At 72.2% G+C, this 18,716-nt stretch carries 21 protein-coding genes; 2 read left to right on the top strand and 19 right to left on the bottom strand.

The features are described 5' to 3' along the window. The 12 genes from CLV68_RS25435 to pyrR all read right to left on the bottom strand — a co-directional run. A partial coding sequence (locus CLV68_RS25435) for an S-adenosylmethionine synthetase N-terminal domain-containing protein (protein ID WP_246010103.1) occupies positions 1-146 on the bottom strand: 146 nt, incomplete at its 3' end. 63 nt (positions 147-209) lie between these two features. Further along, the gene (gene coaBC, locus CLV68_RS25430; protein ID WP_246010094.1) at positions 210-1,445 is read right to left on the bottom strand and encodes a bifunctional phosphopantothenoylcysteine decarboxylase/phosphopantothenate--cysteine ligase CoaBC; all 1,236 of its coding nucleotides are present in this window, start codon (positions 1,443-1,445) and stop codon (positions 210-212) included. Further along, positions 1,442-1,729 (bottom strand): DNA-directed RNA polymerase subunit omega, encoded by a 288-nt coding sequence (gene rpoZ / locus CLV68_RS25425; protein WP_092776269.1) that lies wholly within the window; start codon positions 1,727-1,729, stop codon positions 1,442-1,444. Before rpoZ ends, coaBC begins: the two co-directional genes overlap by 4 nt. Then, complete coding sequence (gene gmk / locus CLV68_RS25420) at positions 1,726-2,358, bottom strand: guanylate kinase (RefSeq protein WP_121393357.1); 633 nt, start codon at positions 2,356-2,358, stop codon at positions 1,726-1,728. The genes rpoZ and gmk overlap by 4 nt, the downstream gene beginning before the upstream one ends. Beyond that, positions 2,355-2,672 carry an integration host factor, actinobacterial type gene (gene mihF / locus CLV68_RS25415; protein WP_018686179.1) on the bottom strand — a complete coding sequence of 106 codons (318 nt, stop codon included), beginning with the start codon at positions 2,670-2,672 and terminating at the stop codon, positions 2,355-2,357. The genes gmk and mihF overlap by 4 nt, the downstream gene beginning before the upstream one ends. Positions 2,673-3,042: 370 nt before the next feature. Further along, entirely contained in the window at positions 3,043-3,903 is an 861-nt protein-coding gene (pyrF, locus tag CLV68_RS25410) for an orotidine-5'-phosphate decarboxylase (RefSeq protein WP_121393356.1), read from the bottom strand. After that, complete coding sequence (gene carB / locus CLV68_RS25405; RefSeq protein WP_121393355.1) at positions 3,900-7,214, bottom strand: carbamoyl-phosphate synthase large subunit; 3,315 nt, start codon at positions 7,212-7,214, stop codon at positions 3,900-3,902. The genes pyrF and carB overlap by 4 nt, the downstream gene beginning before the upstream one ends. Then, entirely contained in the window at positions 7,214-8,416 is a 1,203-nt protein-coding gene (gene carA, locus CLV68_RS25400; protein WP_121393354.1) for a glutamine-hydrolyzing carbamoyl-phosphate synthase small subunit, read from the bottom strand. Before carA ends, carB begins: the two co-directional genes overlap by 1 nt. After that, complete coding sequence (locus CLV68_RS25395) at positions 8,409-9,011, bottom strand: PH-like domain-containing protein (protein WP_211346755.1); 603 nt, start codon at positions 9,009-9,011, stop codon at positions 8,409-8,411. The genes carA and CLV68_RS25395 overlap by 8 nt, the downstream gene beginning before the upstream one ends. Continuing rightward, positions 9,008-10,306, bottom strand: coding sequence for a dihydroorotase (locus CLV68_RS25390; RefSeq protein ID WP_121393353.1), 1,299 nt, complete (start codon positions 10,304-10,306; stop codon positions 9,008-9,010). Before CLV68_RS25390 ends, CLV68_RS25395 begins: the two co-directional genes overlap by 4 nt. Beyond that, complete coding sequence (locus tag CLV68_RS25385; RefSeq protein ID WP_121393352.1) at positions 10,303-11,253, bottom strand: aspartate carbamoyltransferase catalytic subunit; 951 nt, start codon at positions 11,251-11,253, stop codon at positions 10,303-10,305. The genes CLV68_RS25390 and CLV68_RS25385 overlap by 4 nt, the downstream gene beginning before the upstream one ends. Next, complete coding sequence (pyrR, locus tag CLV68_RS25380) at positions 11,250-11,840, bottom strand: bifunctional pyr operon transcriptional regulator/uracil phosphoribosyltransferase PyrR (RefSeq protein ID WP_121393351.1); 591 nt, start codon at positions 11,838-11,840, stop codon at positions 11,250-11,252. Before pyrR ends, CLV68_RS25385 begins: the two co-directional genes overlap by 4 nt. A gap of 253 nt (positions 11,841-12,093) precedes the next feature. Here pyrR and bldD point away from each other — a divergent pair, with 253 nt between their 5' ends. Next, entirely contained in the window at positions 12,094-12,582 is a 489-nt protein-coding gene (bldD, locus tag CLV68_RS25375) for a transcriptional regulator BldD (protein WP_018686187.1), read from the top strand. A 102-nt stretch (positions 12,583-12,684) separates the two neighbouring features. On the opposite strand, the gene nusB is transcribed toward bldD, so the two are convergent. From nusB to CLV68_RS25360, 3 genes are read right to left on the bottom strand one after another with little or no spacing between them, the layout of a single operon-like run. Then, entirely contained in the window at positions 12,685-13,104 is a 420-nt protein-coding gene (gene nusB, locus CLV68_RS25370) for a transcription antitermination factor NusB (RefSeq protein WP_121393350.1), read from the bottom strand. 1 nt (position 13,105) lies between these two features. Continuing rightward, on the bottom strand, positions 13,106-13,669 hold the full coding sequence (gene efp / locus CLV68_RS25365) for an elongation factor P (protein ID WP_092776295.1): 564 nt from the start codon (positions 13,667-13,669) through the stop codon (positions 13,106-13,108). 42 nt (positions 13,670-13,711) lie between these two features. Next, positions 13,712-14,803 (bottom strand): M24 family metallopeptidase, encoded by a 1,092-nt coding sequence (locus tag CLV68_RS25360; RefSeq protein WP_121393349.1) that lies wholly within the window; start codon positions 14,801-14,803, stop codon positions 13,712-13,714. 38 nt (positions 14,804-14,841) lie between these two features. Here CLV68_RS25360 and CLV68_RS25355 point away from each other — a divergent pair, with 38 nt between their 5' ends. After that, positions 14,842-15,309 carry a B-4DMT family transporter gene (locus CLV68_RS25355; protein ID WP_121393348.1) on the top strand — a complete coding sequence of 156 codons (468 nt, stop codon included), beginning with the start codon at positions 14,842-14,844 and terminating at the stop codon, positions 15,307-15,309. Between the two features lies 1 nt (position 15,310). On the opposite strand, the gene aroQ is transcribed toward CLV68_RS25355, so the two are convergent. From aroQ to aroC, 4 genes are read right to left on the bottom strand one after another with little or no spacing between them, the layout of a single operon-like run. Beyond that, complete coding sequence (gene aroQ, locus CLV68_RS25350) at positions 15,311-15,751, bottom strand: type II 3-dehydroquinate dehydratase (RefSeq protein ID WP_121393347.1); 441 nt, start codon at positions 15,749-15,751, stop codon at positions 15,311-15,313. Then, positions 15,748-16,869 carry a 3-dehydroquinate synthase gene (aroB, locus tag CLV68_RS25345; RefSeq protein WP_121393346.1) on the bottom strand — a complete coding sequence of 374 codons (1,122 nt, stop codon included), beginning with the start codon at positions 16,867-16,869 and terminating at the stop codon, positions 15,748-15,750. The genes aroQ and aroB overlap by 4 nt, the downstream gene beginning before the upstream one ends. A gap of 19 nt (positions 16,870-16,888) precedes the next feature. Next, the gene (locus CLV68_RS25340) at positions 16,889-17,407 is read right to left on the bottom strand and encodes a shikimate kinase (protein WP_121393345.1); all 519 of its coding nucleotides are present in this window, start codon (positions 17,405-17,407) and stop codon (positions 16,889-16,891) included. After that, positions 17,404-18,594 carry a chorismate synthase gene (gene aroC / locus CLV68_RS25335; RefSeq protein WP_121393344.1) on the bottom strand — a complete coding sequence of 397 codons (1,191 nt, stop codon included), beginning with the start codon at positions 18,592-18,594 and terminating at the stop codon, positions 17,404-17,406. The genes CLV68_RS25340 and aroC overlap by 4 nt, the downstream gene beginning before the upstream one ends. Positions 18,595-18,716 lie beyond the last annotated feature (122 nt).

Below are 18,716 nucleotides of genomic sequence, written 5' to 3'. Positions count from 1 at the left end.
AGGGTCTCCACCGCCACCCGCGACCGCGGGTCCTTCGCCAGGAGCGCGTCAAGGACCGAGTCGCTGATCGCGTCGCAGATCTTGTCCGGGTGGCCTTCGGTGACCGACTCGGAAGTAAAGAGCCTACGGCTGCCGTTCTCGCTCACGAGTTACCCCACATCGTCCGCCCTGTGTCCGGGCAACTGTACTGAAACCGACTTGGGGACGACTCACCGTTTGAGCAGTTGCACGACGGAGTCCCACACTTCGGTGGCGAGTTGCGCCTTCGAGCCCAGCGCGATGGGGCGTTCGGCGCCATCGGCCGCGAGCAGCCACCCGGCGTTGTCCTCGGTCTCGAACGCCTTGCCCTCGCCGACGGCGTTGACCACCAGCAAGTCGCAGCCCTTGCGCCTGAGCTTGGCCCGCGCGTGGTCGAGCACATCGGCCCCGGAGTCGCCGGTCTCGGCCGCGAAACCCACGATGACCTGCTCGCTGGGCAGCGCGCCCGAGTCGCGCGCGGCGACCAACTCGGCCAGCACGTCGGCGTTGCGGGTCAGCGCGACCGGGTCGGGGTCCCGGGCGGTCTTCTTGATCTTGAACTCGGCGGAGACCACCGGCCGGAAGTCGGCGACGGCGGCGGCCATGACCACCACGTCCGCGCCGACGGCGGCGGCGTGCACCGCGTCGCGCAGTTGCGCGGCGGTCCCGACCCGCACCACCTCGGCACCTGCCGGCTCCGGCAGCGGGAGGGTGTGGGCGGACACCAGGGTCACGTGGGCGCCGCGCTGGGCCGCGGTGCGGGCGAGCGCGTAGCCCTGCTTGCCGGAGGACCGGTTGCCCAGGTAGCGGACCGGGTCGAGCGGCTCACGGGTACCACCGGCGGAGACGACGACCCGGACACCTTCGAGGTCTCGGGGCAACGCGTCGGGGCGGTGCAAGAGCAGCCGGGCGAGGTCGACGATCTCGGCTGGGTCCGCCAAGCGTCCCTTGCCCGTGTCGGCGCCAGTGAGCCTGCCGCTGGCGGGCTCGGTCACCACGGTCCCGCGCGAGCGCAGGGTGGCGACGTTGGCCCTGGTGGCGGCGTGCTCCCACATCTCGGTGTGCATGGCCGGGACCATCAGCACCGGGCACCGCGCGGTGAGCAGGGTGCCGGTGAGCAGGTCGTCGGCCAGCCCGTGCGCGGCCTTGGCCAGCAGGTCGGCGGTGGCCGGGACCACGACGACCAGGTCGGCCTGCTGGCCGAGCCGGACGTGCGGCACCTCCGGCACGTCGGAGAACACGCCGGTGTGCACCTTGTTGCCGGAGAGGGCCTCGAAGGTGGCGGCACCGACGAACCGCAGCGCGGCCTCGGTCGGCACCACCCGCACCTCGTGACCGGACTCGGTCAACCGGCGCAGCACCTCACAGGCTTTGTAGGCGGCGATACCGCCGCCCACACCGAGCACGACCCGTGGGCGAGGAGTCACTCGCCCTCGGTGTGCTCAAGCAGCCCGGAGTGGATCTCGCGCAGGGCGATGGACAGCGGCTTCTCCCGGGGACCGGGCTCCACCAGCGGGCCGACGTACTCCAGCAGGCCCTCGCCGAGCTGGGCGTAGTAGTCGTTGATCTGCCGCGCGCGCTTGGCGGCGTAGATGACCAGCGCGTACTTCGAGCTGACCTTGTCGAGCAGGTCGTCGATCGGGGGGTTGGTGATGCCTTCGAGCTGCGTCGTCGGCTCGCCGAGGGCGCCAAGCTCGGTAGGGGTGATCACTCGGTGTACTCCTGGTTCACGGGGTGGTTCGAGAGGTCCGGAAGTACCAAGGTTAGCAACTCCCGCGCGGCGGTCGGCACATCGGCGTTCACCACGACCGCGTCGAACTCCGACTCGGCCGCCAGTTCCTGCTTGGCCACCGCCAGCCGGTGCGCCACGACCTCGGGATCCTCGGTACCGCGGCCGGTCAGCCGGGACACCAGGGCGTCCCACGACGGTGGGACCAGCATCACCAGCAGCGCCTCCGGCATCGCCAGGCGCACCTGGCGAGCGCCCTGCAGCTCGATCTCCAGCACCGCGGGCCGCCCCTGGGCGAGCGCGGCCTCGACCGGCCCGCGCGGGGTGCCGTAGCAGTTGCCCGCGTACTCGGCGTGCTCCAGCAGCTCACCGCCGTGGTGCAGCCGCGCGAACTCGGCGCGGTCGACGAAGTGGTAGTGCGCGCCGTCCACCTCACCCGGGCGCGGGGCGCGGGTGGTGGCGGAGACGCTGAAGTAGACGTCCGGGTGCAGCCTGCGCAGTTCGGCGACCACGCTGGACTTGCCGACCCCGGACGGGCCGGAGACGACAGCGAGCCGGGACCGGGGCGCTACGCCCGATCCCGGCCCGCGGCCTGGCGACTTCTCGGTCACTCGCCGCTGAACTCGGCCAGCAACGCCTTGCGCTGGCGGTCACCAAGGCCGCGCAGGCGCCTGCTCGGCGCGATCTCCAGGCGCTCGATGATCTGCTGGGCACGCACCTTGCCGACGCCCGGCAGGGCCTCCAGCAGCGCGGTGACCTTCATCTTGCCCAGGACCTCGTCGTTGTCAGACTGGGCCAGCACGTCCTTGAGGGTGGTTCCGCCTCGCTTCAGGCGCTCCTTGAGCTCGGCTCGGGCGCGACGGGCGGCAGCCGCCTTCTCCAGCGCTGCGGCCCGCTGCTCCTCGGTCAGCTGGGGAAGGGCCACGATTTCCTCCGTGGGGGTGGGATTTCTTCCGGATCGGTGCCGCGACGTTACCGACCCCTGGCCTGCGGGGACAACGCGGGTCCAGCATGTGCGGTGCGTGACACCGGCGCCGAAGTTGATCAACAACGCGTGAGATCCAGCGACGTGACCTGGGAATTCACCGCCGTGTCGGCCGTCACACAAGTGGTCACTCAGCGCTATCGCGACACCGGCGGTTGGCGAAAGTGTCGCCTCCGCCACTCCCGGCAGCCCACTGAACACACCCGGTCAGCCCATAGCCGTCTACCTGGGCTAACGGTGGGCGGGCAGCACGAAAGCCCCCACGGGTGCCGTTTCGGGCTCCCGAGGGGGTCTTCCGTGCGGGGTGGGTTCAGCGCGCGGCGGCCGCCAGTTCGTCGCGCACGCGCAGGGCGGCGGAGCGCAGCGCGGTCACATCAGGACCGTGCCGCAGGACGTCGCGGGCGCTGGCGGGCAGCACCGCGGGCAGGACGTCGCCGAACACGGCGGCCAGGTCGGCCGGGCCCGCGCCCTGGGCACCCAGCCCGGGGGCCAGCAGCGGGCCGTTGAGCGCGGACAGGTCCAGGTCCGTACGACCGACGGTGGCGCCGACGACGAGCCCGATGGAGCCGAGCGGAGACGCGCCCGCGTTGTGCGCCGCGGCCTGGTCGACGATCGACTGCGCCACGGTGATCCCGCCGACCCCGCCGACCCCATCGACCCCACTGACCTTGGCGTGCTGCACGCCCGCGCCCTCCGGGTTGGAGGTGCGGGCGAGCACGAACAGGCCGCGCCCGGTGCGGGCGGCCTCCTCGATGGCCGGGTCCAGCGAGCCGAACCCGAGGTAGGGCGAGACGGTGACCGCGTCGGCGGCCAGCGGGGAACCGTCCGACAGGTACGCCTGGGCGTAGGCGGCCATGGTGGAGCCGATGTCGCCGCGCTTGACGTCGAGCAGCACCAGCGCGCCAGCCGAGCGCGCGTCGGCGATGACCCGCTCCAGCACCGCGACCCCGCGCGAGCCGTACGCCTCGAAGAACGCCGACTGCGGCTTGAGCACCGAGATGTCGCCCGCGAACGCCTCCACGCAGGTCAGCGCGAACCGCTCCAGGCCGCTGACGTCGCGGGGCAGGCCCCACTGGTCGAGCAGGCCGGGGTGCGGGTCGATGCCCACGCACAGCGAACCCCTGGCGGCGACGGCCTCGGTGAGCCGGGCCCCGAACGGCGCCCCGCTCACGCCTCGGTCCCCCAGTCGGCGAGCAGCGCGGCCTGCAGCGCCTGCAACGGGCGCACCCCGATGTCGTCGCGGATCAGCGCCTCGATGCCGTGCACCGCGGCCGCCGCGCCCTGGATCGTGGTGATGCAGGGGATGTCGCGCGACACCGCCGCGGTGCGGATCTCGTAGCCGTCCACCCGGGGGCCGTGGTTGCCGTACGGGGTGTTGATGACCATCTCGACGCCGCCGTCGCGGATGAGGTCGACGATGTTGTTCTCGCCCTCGAAGTGCTTGCGCACCACGGTGCACGGGATCCCGTTGCGGCGCAGCACCTCCGCGGTGCCCGAGGTGGCCAGCACCTCGAAGCCGAAGTCGGCCAGCCGCTTGACCGGGAACACCATGGCCCGCTTGTCCCGGTTGGCCACCGACACGAACACCCGGCCCGAGGTGGGCAGCGAGCCGTAGGAGGCGGTCTGGGACTTGGCGAACGCCTTGCCGAAGGACACGTCGATGCCCATGACCTCGCCGGTCGACTTCATCTCCGGGCCGAGCAGCGAGTCGACGCCCTGGCCCTCGGGGGTGCGGAACCGGTGGAACGGCAGCACCGCCTCCTTGACCGCGACCGGGGCGCCCGGCGGCAGCAGCGCGCCGTCGCCGGTGGCCGGGAGCATGCCCTCGGCGCGCAGTTCGGCGATGGTGGCGCCGAGCATGATCCGGGCGGCCGCCTTGGCCAGCGGCGCCGCGGTCGCCTTGGACACGAACGGCACGGTGCGGCTCGCGCGCGGGTTGGCCTCCAGCACGTAGAGCACGTCGTCCTTGAGCGCGTACTGCACGTTGAGTAGGCCGAGCACGCCGACGCCGAACGCGATGGCCTCGGTGGAGCGGCGCACCGCCTCCATGTCGGTGCGGCCGAGGGTGATCGGCGGCAGGGCGCAGGCGGAGTCGCCGGAGTGGATCCCGGCCTCCTCGATGTGCTCCATGACCCCGCCGAGGTAGACCTCGGTGCCGTCGCAGAGCGCGTCGACGTCGATCTCGATGGCGTCGTCGAGGAACCGGTCGACCAGCACCGGGTGCTCGGGGCTGACCTCGGTGGCGCGCTTGATGTAGCCGGCCAGGGTCTGCTCGTCGTAGACGATCTCCATGCCGCGCCCGCCGAGCACGTACGACGGGCGGACCAGCACCGGGTAGCCGATCTCGTCGGCGATCCGCTTGGCACCGGCGAACGAGGTGGCGGTGCCGAACTTCGGCGCGGGCAGACCAGCGCCGGTCAGCACCTCGCCGAACGCGCCCCGGTCCTCCGCGAGGTGGATGGCGCTCGGCGGGGTGCCCACGATCGGCACGCCCACGTCGGCCAGCCGCTGCGCGAGCCCGAGCGGGGTCTGGCCGCCGAGCTGCACGATCACGCCGACGACCGTGCCGGAGGTCTGCTCGGAGTGCACGACCTCCAGCACGTCCTCGAAGGTGAGCGGCTCGAAGTAGAGCCGGTCGGAGGTGTCGTAGTCGGTGGAGACGGTCTCGGGGTTGCAGTTGACCATCACGGTCTCGTACCCGGCGGCGCGCAGCGCCATGGCCGCGTGCACGCAGGAGTAGTCGAACTCGATGCCCTGGCCGATGCGGTTGGGGCCGGAGCCGAGGATGAGCACCTTCGGCTTCTCGGTCTGCGGCAGCACCTCGGTCTCGGCGTCGGGGTCGAGCTCGTAGGCCGAGTAGTGGTACGGGGTGAGCGCGGCGAACTCGGCGGCGCAGGTGTCGACGGTCTTGAACACCGGCCGCACGCCGAGGCGGTGGCGCAGGCTGCGCACGCCGTCCTCGCCCGCCAGTTCCGGGCGCAGCGCGGCGATCTGCCGGTCGGACAGGCCGGAGCGCTTGGCGCGGCGCAGCAACTGCTCGTCGAGCACCGGCGCGGTCTCCAACTCGACGCGCAGGTCGACCAGGGACACGATCTGGTCGACGAACCACGGGTCGATGCCGGACGCCTCGTGCACCTGCGCGACGGTGGCGCCCAGGCGCAGCGCGCGCTCGACGGTGTAGAGCCTGCCGTCGTGGCCCGCCCGCAGCTGTTCGAGCAGCCCGTCGAGGGTGGTGCCCTCCGGGTCCGGCGTGGTCCAGAAGCCGACCGCCTTGGTCTCCATCGACCGCAGCGCCTTGCCCAGCGCCTCGACGAAGTTGCGGCCGATGGACATGGCCTCGCCGACGGACTTCATGGTGGTGGTCAGCGTCGGGTCGGCGCCGGGGAACTTCTCGAAGGCGAACCGGGGCACCTTCACCACGACGTAGTCCAGCGTCGGCTCGAAGCTGGCCGGGGTCTCGCCGGTGATGTCGTTGCGGATCTCGTCGAGGGTGTAGCCGATGGCCAGCTTCGCGGCGATCTTGGCGATCGGGAAGCCGGTGGCCTTCGACGCCAGCGCGCTCGAGCGCGACACCCGGGGGTTCATCTCGATGACGACCATGCGGCCGTTGGCCGGGTTGATCGCGAACTGGATGTTGCAGCCGCCGGTGTCGACGCCGACCGCGCGCAGCACGTCGATGCCCACGTTCCGCATGACCTGGAACTCGCGGTCGGTCAGCGTCATCGCGGGCGCCACGGTCACCGAGTCGCCGGTGTGCACGCCCATCGGGTCGATGTTCTCGATCGAGCAGATGACCACGACGTTGTCGTGCTTGTCGCGCATCAGCTCGAGCTCGTACTCCTTCCAGCCGAGCACGCTCTCCTCGATGAGCACCTCGGTGACTGGGCTCTCGGTGAGGCCGGTCGAGGCGAGCCGCTCCAGCTCGGCGGCGGTGTGCGCCATGCCGGAACCCAGGCCGCCCATGGTGAACGACGGCCGGATGACCACCGGCAGGCCCAGCTCGGCGACGGTGTCGCGGACCTCGTCCATCGAGTGGCAGACCCGGCTGCGCGGGGTCTCGGCGCCGATCTGGGCGACGATGTCCTTGAACTTCTGCCGGTCCTCACCGCGCTGGATGGCGTCGATGTCGGCGCCGATCAGCTCGACGTTGTACTTCTCCAGCACGCCGCGCTCGTGCAGCGCCACGGCGGTGTTGAGCGCCGTCTGCCCGCCGAGGGTCGCCAAGATCGCGTCCGGGCGCTCGGCGGCGATGACCTTCTCGACGAACTCGGGGGTGATCGGCTCGATGTAGGTGGCGTCGGCGAACTCCGGGTCGGTCATGATCGTGGCCGGGTTGGAGTTGACCAGGCTGACCCGCAGGCCCTCCTCGCGCAGCACCCGGCACGCCTGGGTGCCGGAGTAGTCGAACTCGCATGCCTGGCCGATCACGATCGGGCCGGAGCCGATCACCAGCACGTGCTTGATGTCGTCGCGCTTGGGCATTACTTGCCGCCCTCTGTGTTCAGCGGGACACCCGCACCCGGTCGGCCCACCTGCGAGGGAAGGACATTGTCTCGCACGCGTTCCTCCATCAGGGTCACGAACTGGTCGAAGAGGTCGGCGGCGTCGTGGGGACCAGCCGCGGCCTCGGGGTGGTACTGAACGGAGAAGGCGGGCACCTCAAGCGCCCGCACGCCCTCGACGCAACCGTCGTTGGGGCAGTAGTGGCTCACGGTGGCCTTGCCGAACGGGGTGTCGAAGTCCTTGCCCGGCTCGCCTTCGAGCGCGAACCCGTGGTTCTGCGCGGTGATGGCGACCGCGCGGGTGGCCACGTCGATCACCGGGATGTTGATGCCGCGGTGGCCGTAGCGCAGCTTGTAGGTGCCCAGGCCGAGCGCGCGCCCGAGGATCTGGTTGCCGAAGCAGATGCCGAACAGCGGGATCCGCCGCTCCAAGACGCCCTGCGTCAGCGCTACCGCGTGGTCGGCGGTGGCTGGGTCACCGGGGCCGTTGGACAGGAAGACGCCGTCTGCCTCGACCGCGAGCAGGTCGTCGAGCGAGCTGGTCGCGGGCAAGACGTGGGTCTCGATGCCACGCGCGGCGAGCATGCGCGGGGTGTTGGACTTGATGCCCAGGTCGAGCGCGGCCACCCGGAACCGGCGCTCACCGGTGGCGGGCACGACGTAGGACTTGTCGGTGCTGACCTCGCCAGCGAGCTCGGCACCCGCCATGGCCGGGGTCTCCCGGACGCGCTGGAGCATGGCCTCGGGCTCGGCGAGGTCGCCGCCGGAGAACACGCCCGCGCGCATGGCGCCGCGCTCGCGCAGGTGCCTGGTCAGCGAGCGGGTGTCGATGCCGCTGATGCCGACCACGCCCTGGCCGACGAGCGCGTCGTCGAGGGTGCGGGTGGACCGCCAGTTGGAGGGGACCCGGGCCGGGTCGCGCACGACGTAGCCCGAGACCCAGATCCGGCCGGACTCGTCGTCCTCGTCGTTCCAGCCGGTGTTGCCGATCTGCGGGGCGGTCGCCACCACGATCTGGCGGTGGTAGGAGGGGTCGGTCAGGGTCTCCTGGTAGCCGGTCATCGCCGTGCAGAACACGATCTCGCCGAACGTGGTCCCGGTGGCGCCGAACGCCTCACCGCGGAACACCCGACCGTCCTCGAGGACCAGCGCGGCCGCGGTCCGTGTGCTCGTGTCACTCACCGTCTCGTACCTCCGGTGTCGGTGCCGGTGCGGACACCGGTGTGCCAGTGGGGGTGGACCCGTTCGAGTCGGCCGAGCCGGTGGGGCGCAGTGCGCGCACGGCCGGGACCCACAGGTCGTAGTCGTCCTTGTCGTCGGCGCGGAAGCCGGTGTCGAACTCGTGGCCGTCGACCGCCCAGCGGACCACCAGCAGCCCGTCGCCGCCCATGACCTTCCCGGCGATCCCGGCCTCGGTGCGGGCCTCGCGGACCGAGCCCGCGGGGATCCACACCGGGGTGGCGCCGACCCGGTCGAGCAGCAGGCCGTCGGTGACCAGGTGCGCGGTGGCGTCGGCGCGGAAGCCGAGGTCGCCGACCGCCACGCGGTCCTGCCAGCTCGCGGCCGTCACCGTGCTGGCGTAGACGCCGGTGCTGGGCGGCAGCAGGGTCACCGCGGAGCCGTCGCGCACCGCTGCCACGAGAGCAGCCGGTGCGTCGGGGAACGGTGGGAGAACCTTGGCCTGGCGGCGCGCACGGTTGCGGTAGCCCCACCACATGAGCAGGACCAAGAGCGCGAGTCCCGCGAGGAACAACAGGGTCAGTGTCAGGCGGTTCACGCGGTCGCCTTCCCGTCGCGTGCGGTCAAACGGCCACGCAGGTAGGTCGCGACGACCGCGCCCGGTAGCTCCATGCCCTCATAGGGGGTGTTCGCGGCGATGCTGGCCAACTCCGCCCCTCGCACCGTCCAGCGGGCGGCAGGGTCGACCAGGGTGATCGTGGCCGGTTCCCCCACCGCGATCGGACGGCCCTGGTCGGGCAGGCCCGCGATCTCGGCGGGACGCTCACTCATCACCCTCGCCACACCGCGCCAGTCCAAGAGGCCCGGCTCGACCATGGTCGCGACCACGATCGACAGCGCTGTCTGCAACCCCAGCATGCCGGGGCGCGCGGCGGACCACTCGCAGTCCTTGTCCTGGGAGGCGTGCGGGGCGTGGTCGGTCGCGACGCAGTCGACGGTGCCGTCCGCGAGCGCCTGCCGCAGCGCCTTCGCGTCGGGGGCGGTGCGCAGCGGCGGGTTGACCTTGTTGACCGGGTCGTAGGTGCTCAGCCGCTCGTCGTCGAGGAGCAGGTGGTGCGGGGTGACCTCGGCGGAGACCCTGGTGCCGCGCGCCTTCGCCCAGCGCAGCACCTCGGCGGTGCCCCCGGTGGAGACGTGGCAGACGTGCAGGCGGGCACCGACGTGCTTGGCGAGCAGGCAGTCGCGGGCCACGATCGCCTCCTCGGCCACCGCGGGCCAGCCGGCCAGACCGAGCCGCGCGGCCAGGTCGCCCTCGTGCGCCTGGGCGCCGACGGTCAGCCTCGGCTCCTCGGCGTGCTGGGCGATGACCGCGTCCAGCGCCTTGGTGTACTCCAGCGCCCGGCGCATGATCAGCGGGTCCGCCACGCACAGGCCGTCGTCGGAGAACAGCCGGACCTTGGCGGCCGAGCGGGCCATGGTGCCCAACTCGGCGAGCTTCTCGCCCTTGAGGCCGACGGTGACCGCGCCGACCGGGTGCACGTCGACCAGGCCGATCTCCTGGCCGCGGCGCCACACGTGCTCGACGACCACGGCGTTGTCGGCGACCGGGTCGGTGTTGGCCATGGCGAACACGGCCGTGTAACCGCCCAGCGCCGCGGCCCGGGACCCGGTCTCGATGGTCTCGGTGTCCTCGCGGCCGGGCTCGCGCAGGTGGGTGTGCAGGTCGACGAACCCGGGCAGGGCGACGAGGCCGGTGGCGTCGACGATCTCGACGTTCGAGCCCTTGGCGGCCTTGAGGTCCCGGCCGATCCTGGTGATCACCCCGTCGGTGACCTCGATGTCGACCGCGTCCTCGCCGTAGGGGCGAGCGCCCCTGATGACGACCGTGCTCACGCGGCGTCCTCCTCTCCGGCGAGCAGGTGGTACAGGACAGCCATGCGCACGTGCACGCCGTTGGCGACCTGCTGGGTGATGGCCGAGCGGCCCGAGTCGGCGACCGCGGGCGAGATCTCCATGCCGCGCAGCATCGGACCGGGGTGCAGCACCACGGCGTGCTCGGGCAGCATCGCCGCGCGCGCCTCGCTGAGGCCGTAGGCGATGGAGTACTCGCGGGCGGACGGGAAGAAGCCGCCGTGCATGCGCTCGGCCTGCACGCGCAGCATCATCACCGCGTCCAAAGTCGGCAGTTCCGCGTCCAGGTAGTGCGAGATGCGCAGCGAACCCGCGGCGCCGACCGGCCAGTCAGCGACACCTGTCGGCAGCAGCGTGGGAGGCGCGACCAGTACTACCTCCGCGCCGAACGAGGTGAGCAGGTGCACGTTGGAGCGCGCGACCCGGCTGTGCAGGACGTCGCCGACGATCCCGATGCGACGGCCCTCGACGCCACCGAGGCGTTCGCGCAGGGTCGCCATGTCCAGCAGCGCCTGCGTGGGGTGCTCGTGGGTGCCGTCGCCCGCGTTGACCACGGAGGTGTTCGTGTGCGACAGCCAGGACGCCAACCGGTGCGCCGCACCGGAAGCGGGGTGGCGCACCACGACGCAGTCGGCACCCGCGGCGGCCAGGGTGAGCGCGGTGTCGCGCAGGGACTCGCCCTTCTTCGCCGAAGAACTACCGGCGGAGACGTTCACCACGTCCGCGCTCATCCACTTCCCGGCGATCTCGAAGGAGACCCTGGTGCGGGTGGAGTCCTCGTAGAAGCAGGTGATCACCGTGCGGCCGCGCAGCGTGGGCAGCTTCTTGACCTCGCGGCCCAGCAGCGTGCGCTTGAGGCCGTCCGCGGTGTCGAGGATGGCCAGCGCGGTGGCCGGGTCGAGGCCCTCGGTGCCCAGCAGGTGCCTCACGGGCGCTCACCGGCCCGGTTCAGCAGGACGGCGTCGCGGCCATCGGTCTCGGTGAGCAGGACGTGGACCTCCTCGGTGCGCGCGGTGGGCACGTTCTTGCCCACGTAGTCGGCGCGGATGGGCAGTTCGCGGTGGCCGCGGTCGACCAGGACGGCCAACTGGACCGCGCGGGGCCGCCCGACGTCGCGCAACGCGTCGAGCGCGGCGCGGATGGTGCGGCCGGAGAACAGCACGTCGTCGACCAGGATGACCAGCGCGTCCTCGATGCCGCCCGCGGGCAGCGCGGTCTGCCCCAGCGGGCGGGTGGGCTTGCGGCGCAGGTCGTCGCGGTAGAGGGTCACGTCGAGCGCGCCGACCGGGACCCGGATGTCGCTGAAGTCGGCGACCCTGGCGGCCAGCCTGGTGGCCAGCGGCGCACCCCTGGTGGGGATGCCCAGCAACACGACCGGGCTCGCGCCGGACGCGCCGAGCGAGGTCTTCTCGATGACCTGATGGGCCATTCGGGCGATGGTGCGCGCCACGTCACCGGCGGAGAGCAGCTCGCGCCGCTCGGCCGGTTCCGGCGCGCCACGGGGCCGTGGCGGCACGGGGGACTCCTTCCCCGCCTCACGGGACGGGTCGTTAAAGGTGTCTAGCGACCCCTCTGACCTGGGATCGCCCCGACCGTACCAGGGTGAGCCCGGCCACTGACCGGGTGGTCGGAGGCCACTCGCGGCGATGTCCTTGACGAACCAGCTTGACCTGGTGACAACTCTGGGTAACCATTACTCTGCGTGTTGATTTGAAGCTACCCGCGGCAGTCCTTAGCGCCGACGGGGCGAATGAATGGAGAACCGCCGCATGGGCGACTACGCCAAGGCGCTAGGGGCCAAGCTCCGCGCCATCCGCCAGCAGCAGGGGCTGTCGCTGCACGGCGTCGAGCAGAAGTCCGGCGGCCGCTGGAAGGCCGTCGTGGTCGGCTCGTACGAGCGGGGCGACCGCGCCGTCACCGTCCAGAAGCTGGCCGAGCTCGCCGACTTCTACGGCGTGCCGGTGGTCGAACTGCTCCCCGAGGGCCGCGTCCCGTCCGGCGCCGAACCGGCCACCAAGATCGTGATCAACCTGGAGCGGCTGCAACAGCTGCCTGCGGAGAAGGTCGGGCCGCTGGCCCGCTACGCCGCGACCATCCAGAGCCAGCGCGGCGACTACAACGGCAAGGTGCTGTCGATCCGCACCGAGGACCTGCGCTCCCTGGCGATCATCTACGACATGACCCCCGGCGAGCTGACCGAGCAGCTGATCGACTGGGGCGTGCTGCCCCCCGAGGCGCGCCCGTCCAAGGAGGACTAGGTCCGGCCCTCGCCAGACACCCGACCGCGCAGACGGGGATGCTGCTCGGTCGGGTGTTTTTCATGCCCGGGGTCCGGGCAGGCAGAACCTGGGGCGCGCGGGTCAGAGGGTGGCGCGCAGGCGGTCGGCCATGCCGCCGATCCGGCCGAGCACCCCGTTGACGAAGCGCGGGGAGTCGTCGGTGGACAGCGACTTGGCGATCTGCACCGCCTCGTCGATGGCGACCGCGTCGGGCACGTCGGTGGCCCAGAGCAGCTCGTAGAGGCCCAGCCGCAGCACCGCGAGGTCCACCGCGGGCATCCTGGCCAGCGACCAGCCCTCGGAGTGCTCGGTGAGCAGTTCGTCGATGCGGGCGCGGTGGGCGGTGACGCCCTCGACGAGGGTCACCGTGTAGTCGTTCACCGGGGGGACGTCGGGCGAGCCGACCCGGTCGGCCAGCAGGCTGACCGGGTCCTCGCCGCGCACGGCGGCCTCGAAGAGCAGGTCCACCGCCCGCTTGCGTGCTTTGCTGCGGGCGCCCACGTCAGCTGTTGACCCGGCCGAGGTAGCGACCGTCGCGGGTGTCGACCTTGACCTTCTCGCCGGTGGTCACGAACAGCGGCACCTGGATCTCGGCGCCGGTCTCCAGCCGCGCGGGCTTGGTGCCGCCGGTGGAGCGGTCGCCCTGCAGGCCGGGGTCGGTGTGCTCGATGACCAGCTCGACCGAGGTCGGCAGCTCGATGAACAGCGGGACGCCCTCGTGCGAGGAGACCACGGCGGTGCCGTTCTCCAGCAGGAACCTGGCCTGCTCGGCGACGGTCTCCGCCGAGACCGGGATCTGCTCGAAGGTGTCGCCGTCCATGAAGTAGTACTCGGCGCCGTCGTTGTAGAGGTAGGTCATCTCGCGGCGGTCCACGGTGGCGGTCTCGACCTTGACGCCCGCGTTGAACGTCTTGTCGACGACCTTGCCGGTGAGCACGTGCTTGAGCTTGGTCCGCACGAACGCAGGCCCCTTGCCGGGCTTGACGTGCTGGAACTCCACCACGGTCCACAACTGGCCCTCGATCTTGAGCACCAGGCCGTTCTTCAGGTCGTTCGTCGAGGCCACTGGATGGATCTCCTGTTGTCCGCGCGTGGCCGTCCGAGAGGTCTAGACGACCATGAGTTGCTTGGTGGTCTGCGTGAGGAGCTCGGGATGGGTGTCCCGCACGACGAGCGTGTCCTCGATGCGGACGCCGCCGAGCCCGGACAGGTACACGCCCGGCTCGACGGTGACCGCCATTCCGGCCGAAAGTGTACCTTCGCCGGTTTTCGCCAGGCTCGGTGCCTCGTGGATCTGCAGGCCGACCCCGTGTCCGAGGCCGTGCAGGAACTGCTCGCCCCGGCCTGCCGCCTCGATGACCTGGCGCGCGGCGGCGTCGACGGCGGACACCGCGACCCCGGGGGCCAGCGCGGCGGTCCCGGCGGCCTGCGACGCGGCGACCAGGTCGTAGATCTCCTGCTGCCAGTCCGACGGCGCGCCGAGGACCAGGGTGCGGGTCATGTCGGAGTGGTAGCCGTGCAGCAGGGCGCCGAAGTCGAGCTTGACGAAGTCGCCGGTGCGCAGGACGGCGTCGGTTGGCCGGTGGTGCGGGATGGCGGAGTTGGCGCCGGTGGCGACGATGGTGTCGAACGCGGGCGCGGCGGCGCCGTGGTCGCGCATCCGGTCGTCGAGCTCCCTGGCGACGTCACGCTCGGTGCGACCGGGGCGCAGACCGCCCTCGGCGATGAGGTCGGCCAGCGCGGTGTCGGCGATGGCGCAAGCCTGGCGCAGCGCCTCCACCTCGGTGTCGTCCTTCACCAGCCGCAACGCCTCGACCAACTGCGGCGCGCGGACCAGTTCCACGCCCTCGGCGGCCCTGGTGAGCGCGTCGAGGCCGTCGACGGTGACGTGCTGGCTCTCGAACCCGACCGCGGCCAGCCGGTCGGCGGCCGCGCGCGCCGCGAGCGCACGGGCACTGGCGCGGTCGATGACCCGCTCCAGCCCGGCGACCTGCTCGGCTGACTGTTCCTGGTAGCGCCCGTCGGTGCAGAAGACCGTGCGGTCATCGCCGTCGACGTGGACGAGGAGGGCTCCGTTGGAGCCGGTGAACCCGGTGAGGTAGCGCAGGTTGCGCAGGTCACCGATGAGTAGGGCGTCAAGGCCACGGTCGCGCAGGGTGCTGCGCAACGCGGCGCGACGCCGCTCGTGCGGGTCGGACATGACCTTGAGCTTAGAGCGCCCACCCCTACCCTTGGGTAATGCGAACCTGGCTGACCCGAGGCGCGGTCCTCGCCGTCGTGCACGCGGCGGCCGCCGTGACCGTCGCGACCCTCAGGGCGGCGGACCCGACGGGGTGGACGACCGTGCAGGCCCTGGCCTTGGGCTCACTGGTCGCGGCGGCCGCGGTGTGGGCGGCGGTGGACGGGTGGCGGGGGTTGCCGGACCGGGGTCGGACGTGGGTGCTGGCGGCGTTGGTGGCGGGCTGGGGCTCGGCCGTGCTGACGGTGGTGGGGCGGGGCGCGTTGGTCGACCAGACGGGGGTCAGCGCCCTCGGCTCGGCGCTGACGGGCGGGGCGGCGTTCACCGCGCTGGTGGTCCTCGTCCCCGCCGGAGTCGGCCTCGTCGTCGGCCCAAGACTCGACCGCCGCACGGACCCGCCCGCGGACGAGGAACAGCCACACCGGGTCATCCCACCCCGTCCGTCCCCGCGGCCCAGAGCCGACTAGGTCAGGCCGAGCGGGTGGCGTTGTCGGCGATCCAGCGCAGGGCCAGCAGGTAGCCGTCGACGCCGAGGCCGACGATGATGCCGGAGGCCAGGGCGGAGATGTGGCTGTGCGCCCGGAAGTCCTCGCGCTTGTGGACGTTCGAGATGTGGACCTCGACCAGCGGGGCGGTCAGTTGGGCCACGGCGTCGCGGATGGCGATGGAGTAGTGGGTCCAGGCGGCGGCGTTGAGGACCACCGGGTACCCGGCGTCGGCGGCCTCGTGCAGCCAGGCGATCATCTCGCCCTCGGTGTCGGTCTGGCGGACCTCGACGTCGAGGCCGAGGTCGGTGCCGGTGGCGCGGCAGCGGTCGGCGAGCTGGGCGTGCGTGGTGCTGCCGTAGACCTCGGGTTCGCGCAGGCCGAGCCTGCCCAGGTTGGGGCCGTTGAGGACCAGGACGTTCACAGCAGCACCCCCGTGCTCCGGCCGCTGTCGGCGGCGACGGCGGAGTAGGCGGCGGCCAGCAGGGCCGGGTCGGGGCCTTCCAGCCGCGCGGGCTTGGCCAGGCCGTCGAGGACGACGAACCGCAGTACCCCGGACTTGGTCTTCTTGTCGCTGAGCATGCCCTCGATGAGCTGCGGCAGCGCGTCGGCGTCGTAGCTGACCGGCAGGCCGACCGAGGCGAGGATCGCGCGGTGCCGGTCGGCGGTGGCGTCGTCGAGGCGACCGGCGAGGCGGGCCAGCTCGGCGACGAACACCAGGCCCACGCTGACCGCCGCGCCGTGGCGCCACCGGTACCGCTCGCGGCGCTCGATGGCGTGGGCGAGGGTGTGGCCGTAGTTGAGCACCTCGCGCAGGCTCGCCTCGCGCAGGTCGGACGCGACGATGTCGGCCTTGACCTGGATCTTGCGGCGGACCAGCTCGGGCAGCACGGGGCCGGTCGGGTCGAGCGCGGCGGCCGGGTCGGCCTCGATCAGGTCGAGGATCACCGGGTCGGCGATGAAACCGCCCTTGATGACCTCGGCCATGCCCGCCACCAGCTCGTGGCGCGGCAGGGTGGTGAGGGTGGCCAGGTCGACCAGCACGGCGGAGGGCTCGTGGATGGCGCCGACCAGGTTCTTGCCCGCGTCGGTGTTGATGCCGGTCTTGCCGCCCACCGCGGCGTCGACCATGCCGAGCAGCGTGGTGGGCACGTTGACCAGGCGGATGCCGCGCATCCAGGTCGCGGCGACGAACCCGGCCAGGTCGGTGACCGCGCCGCCGCCGATGGCCACGATCGCGCCCTGGCGGTCCATGCCCATCCGGCCGAGGACCTCCCAGCAGAACGCGGCGACCGAGAGGGCCTTGCCGTCCTCGGCGTCGGGGATCTCGACGGTGTGCGCGTCGATCCCGGCCGCGGTCAGCTCGTCGCGGGTCGCGGTGGCCGTCGCGGCCAGGGTGGCGGTGTGGATGACGGCGACCTTGGAGGCGCCGCGCACCGCCTCGACCAGGTCACCGAGCAGCCCCGTGCCGATGACCACGTCGTAGGGCGCGCTGGTGGCCACCCTGATCCGCCACGGCTGCTCGCCGACACCGGTACTCACCGAGATCCTCCGCTGGTGCTCAGTCTTGTGCTGCCCCGGCCAGGTTCGCCACCAGGCCGTCGATGATCTGCTCCGGCTCCGCGTGGTCGGTGGCCACCTCGATGGTGGCGACCTCGCGGTAGATCGGGAGGCGCTGGTCGAGCAACTCCTTGAACCTCGCCCGCGGGTTCACCCCGGCCAGCAGCGGCCGCGCGGTGGACAACCCGGTGCGCCGCACGCCCTCGGCCATGCCGACGTTGAGGAACACCACGGTGTGCCCGGCCAGCAGAGCACGGGTGCCCTCGGCCAGGACCGCGCCGCCGCCGAGGGCCAGGACGCCGTCGTGCTCGACCAGCGCGGTCGCCACGGCTTCCGCCTCGGCAGCGCGGAACACGGCTTCACCGTCCTGGGTGAAGATGTCGGCGATCGACTTGCCCGCGGTGGCCTCGACGTCGGCGTCGGTGTCGCGGAAGGCGACCCCGAGCGCGGCGGCCAGGCCCTCGCCGATGGTCGTCTTGCCCGCGCCCGGCGGACCGACGACGACCGCGACCGGGCTCACCAGCGACCGCGCAGCGCCTCGAGGTACCCCTCGACGTTGCGCTTGGTCTCGCCGAGCGAGTCGCCGCCGAACTTCTCCAGCGCCGCCTCGGCCAGCACCAGGGCCACCACGGACTCCAGCACGACGCCCGCCCTGGGCACCGCGCACACGTCGGAGCGCTGGTGGATGGCGACGGCGGGCTCGCCGGTCACGACGTCCACTGTGGACAGCGCGCGGGGCACGGTGGAGATGGGCTTCATGGCGACCCTGGCGCGCAGCGGCTCGCCGTTGGTGATGCCGCCCTCCAGGCCGCCCGCGCGGTTGCTGCGCCGGGTGACCCCGGTGACCGTCCCCTCGGCGCGGTCGATCTCGTCGTGCGCCTCGCTGCCCCAGCGCTGCGCGGTGGTGAAGCCGTCGCCGATCTCGACGCCCTTCATCGCCTGCACGCCCATCAGCGCGCCCGCGAGCCGCGCGTCGAGCCTGCGGTCCCAGTGCACGTGCGAGCCGAGGCCCGGCGGCAGGCCGTAGGCGATGACCTCGATGACACCGCCGACGGTGTCACCCGCCTTCTTGACGGCCTCCACCTCGGCGACCATCGCGTCGGTCCCGGCCTGGCTGAACGCGCGCACCGGGCTCTCGTCGACCGCGTCGAGGTCGCCGGGGCCGGGCGCGGGGCCGTCGGGGGCGACGGCCTTACCGATGGACACGACGTGGCTGACCACCTCGACACCGAGCAGCTGGCGCAGGAACGCGCGCGCCACGGTGCCCAGGGCGGTGCGACCGGCGGTCTCACGGGCGCTGGCGCGCTCCAGGACCGGGCGGGCCTCGTCGAAGTCGTACTTCTGCATGCCGGGCAGGTCGGCGTGACCGGGCCGGGGGCGGGTCAGCGGCTCGTTGCGGCCGAGGGCCGCGAGCTCGGCGGGGTCCACCGGGTCGGCGGACATGACCTGCTCCCACTTGGGCCACTCGGCGTTGTCGATCTTCACCGCGATCGGGCCGCCCTGGGTCAGGCCGTGCCGGACCCCGCCGAGGAACTCGACGTCGTCGGTCTCGAAGCCCATCCGCGGGCTCCGCCCGAACCCCAACCTGCGGCGGGCCAACTGCCCGTTGAGGTCGGCCGTGGTGACCTCGACACCGGCCACCATGCCTTCCAGCACGGCGACCAACGCGGGCCCGTGCGACTCTCCAGCGGTTATCCAACGCAGCACGTCCGAGATCCTGTCATGACTCCCCCACTCCCCCGCGTCCGGCCAATCGCCCAATGGGGGCGTGAGTCCCGCCACTCGCCCGACCTGGGTGTCCGCTGGTCGGAACAGCTTGTCCGGGCGCG

The organism is Actinokineospora cianjurensis, from assembly GCF_003663795.1.
Lineage (GTDB): Bacteria > Actinomycetota > Actinomycetes > Mycobacteriales > Pseudonocardiaceae > Actinokineospora > Actinokineospora terrae.
Note: the sequence above shows the minus strand (reverse complement) of the source record. Positions and strands in the feature narration are given on the sequence as shown.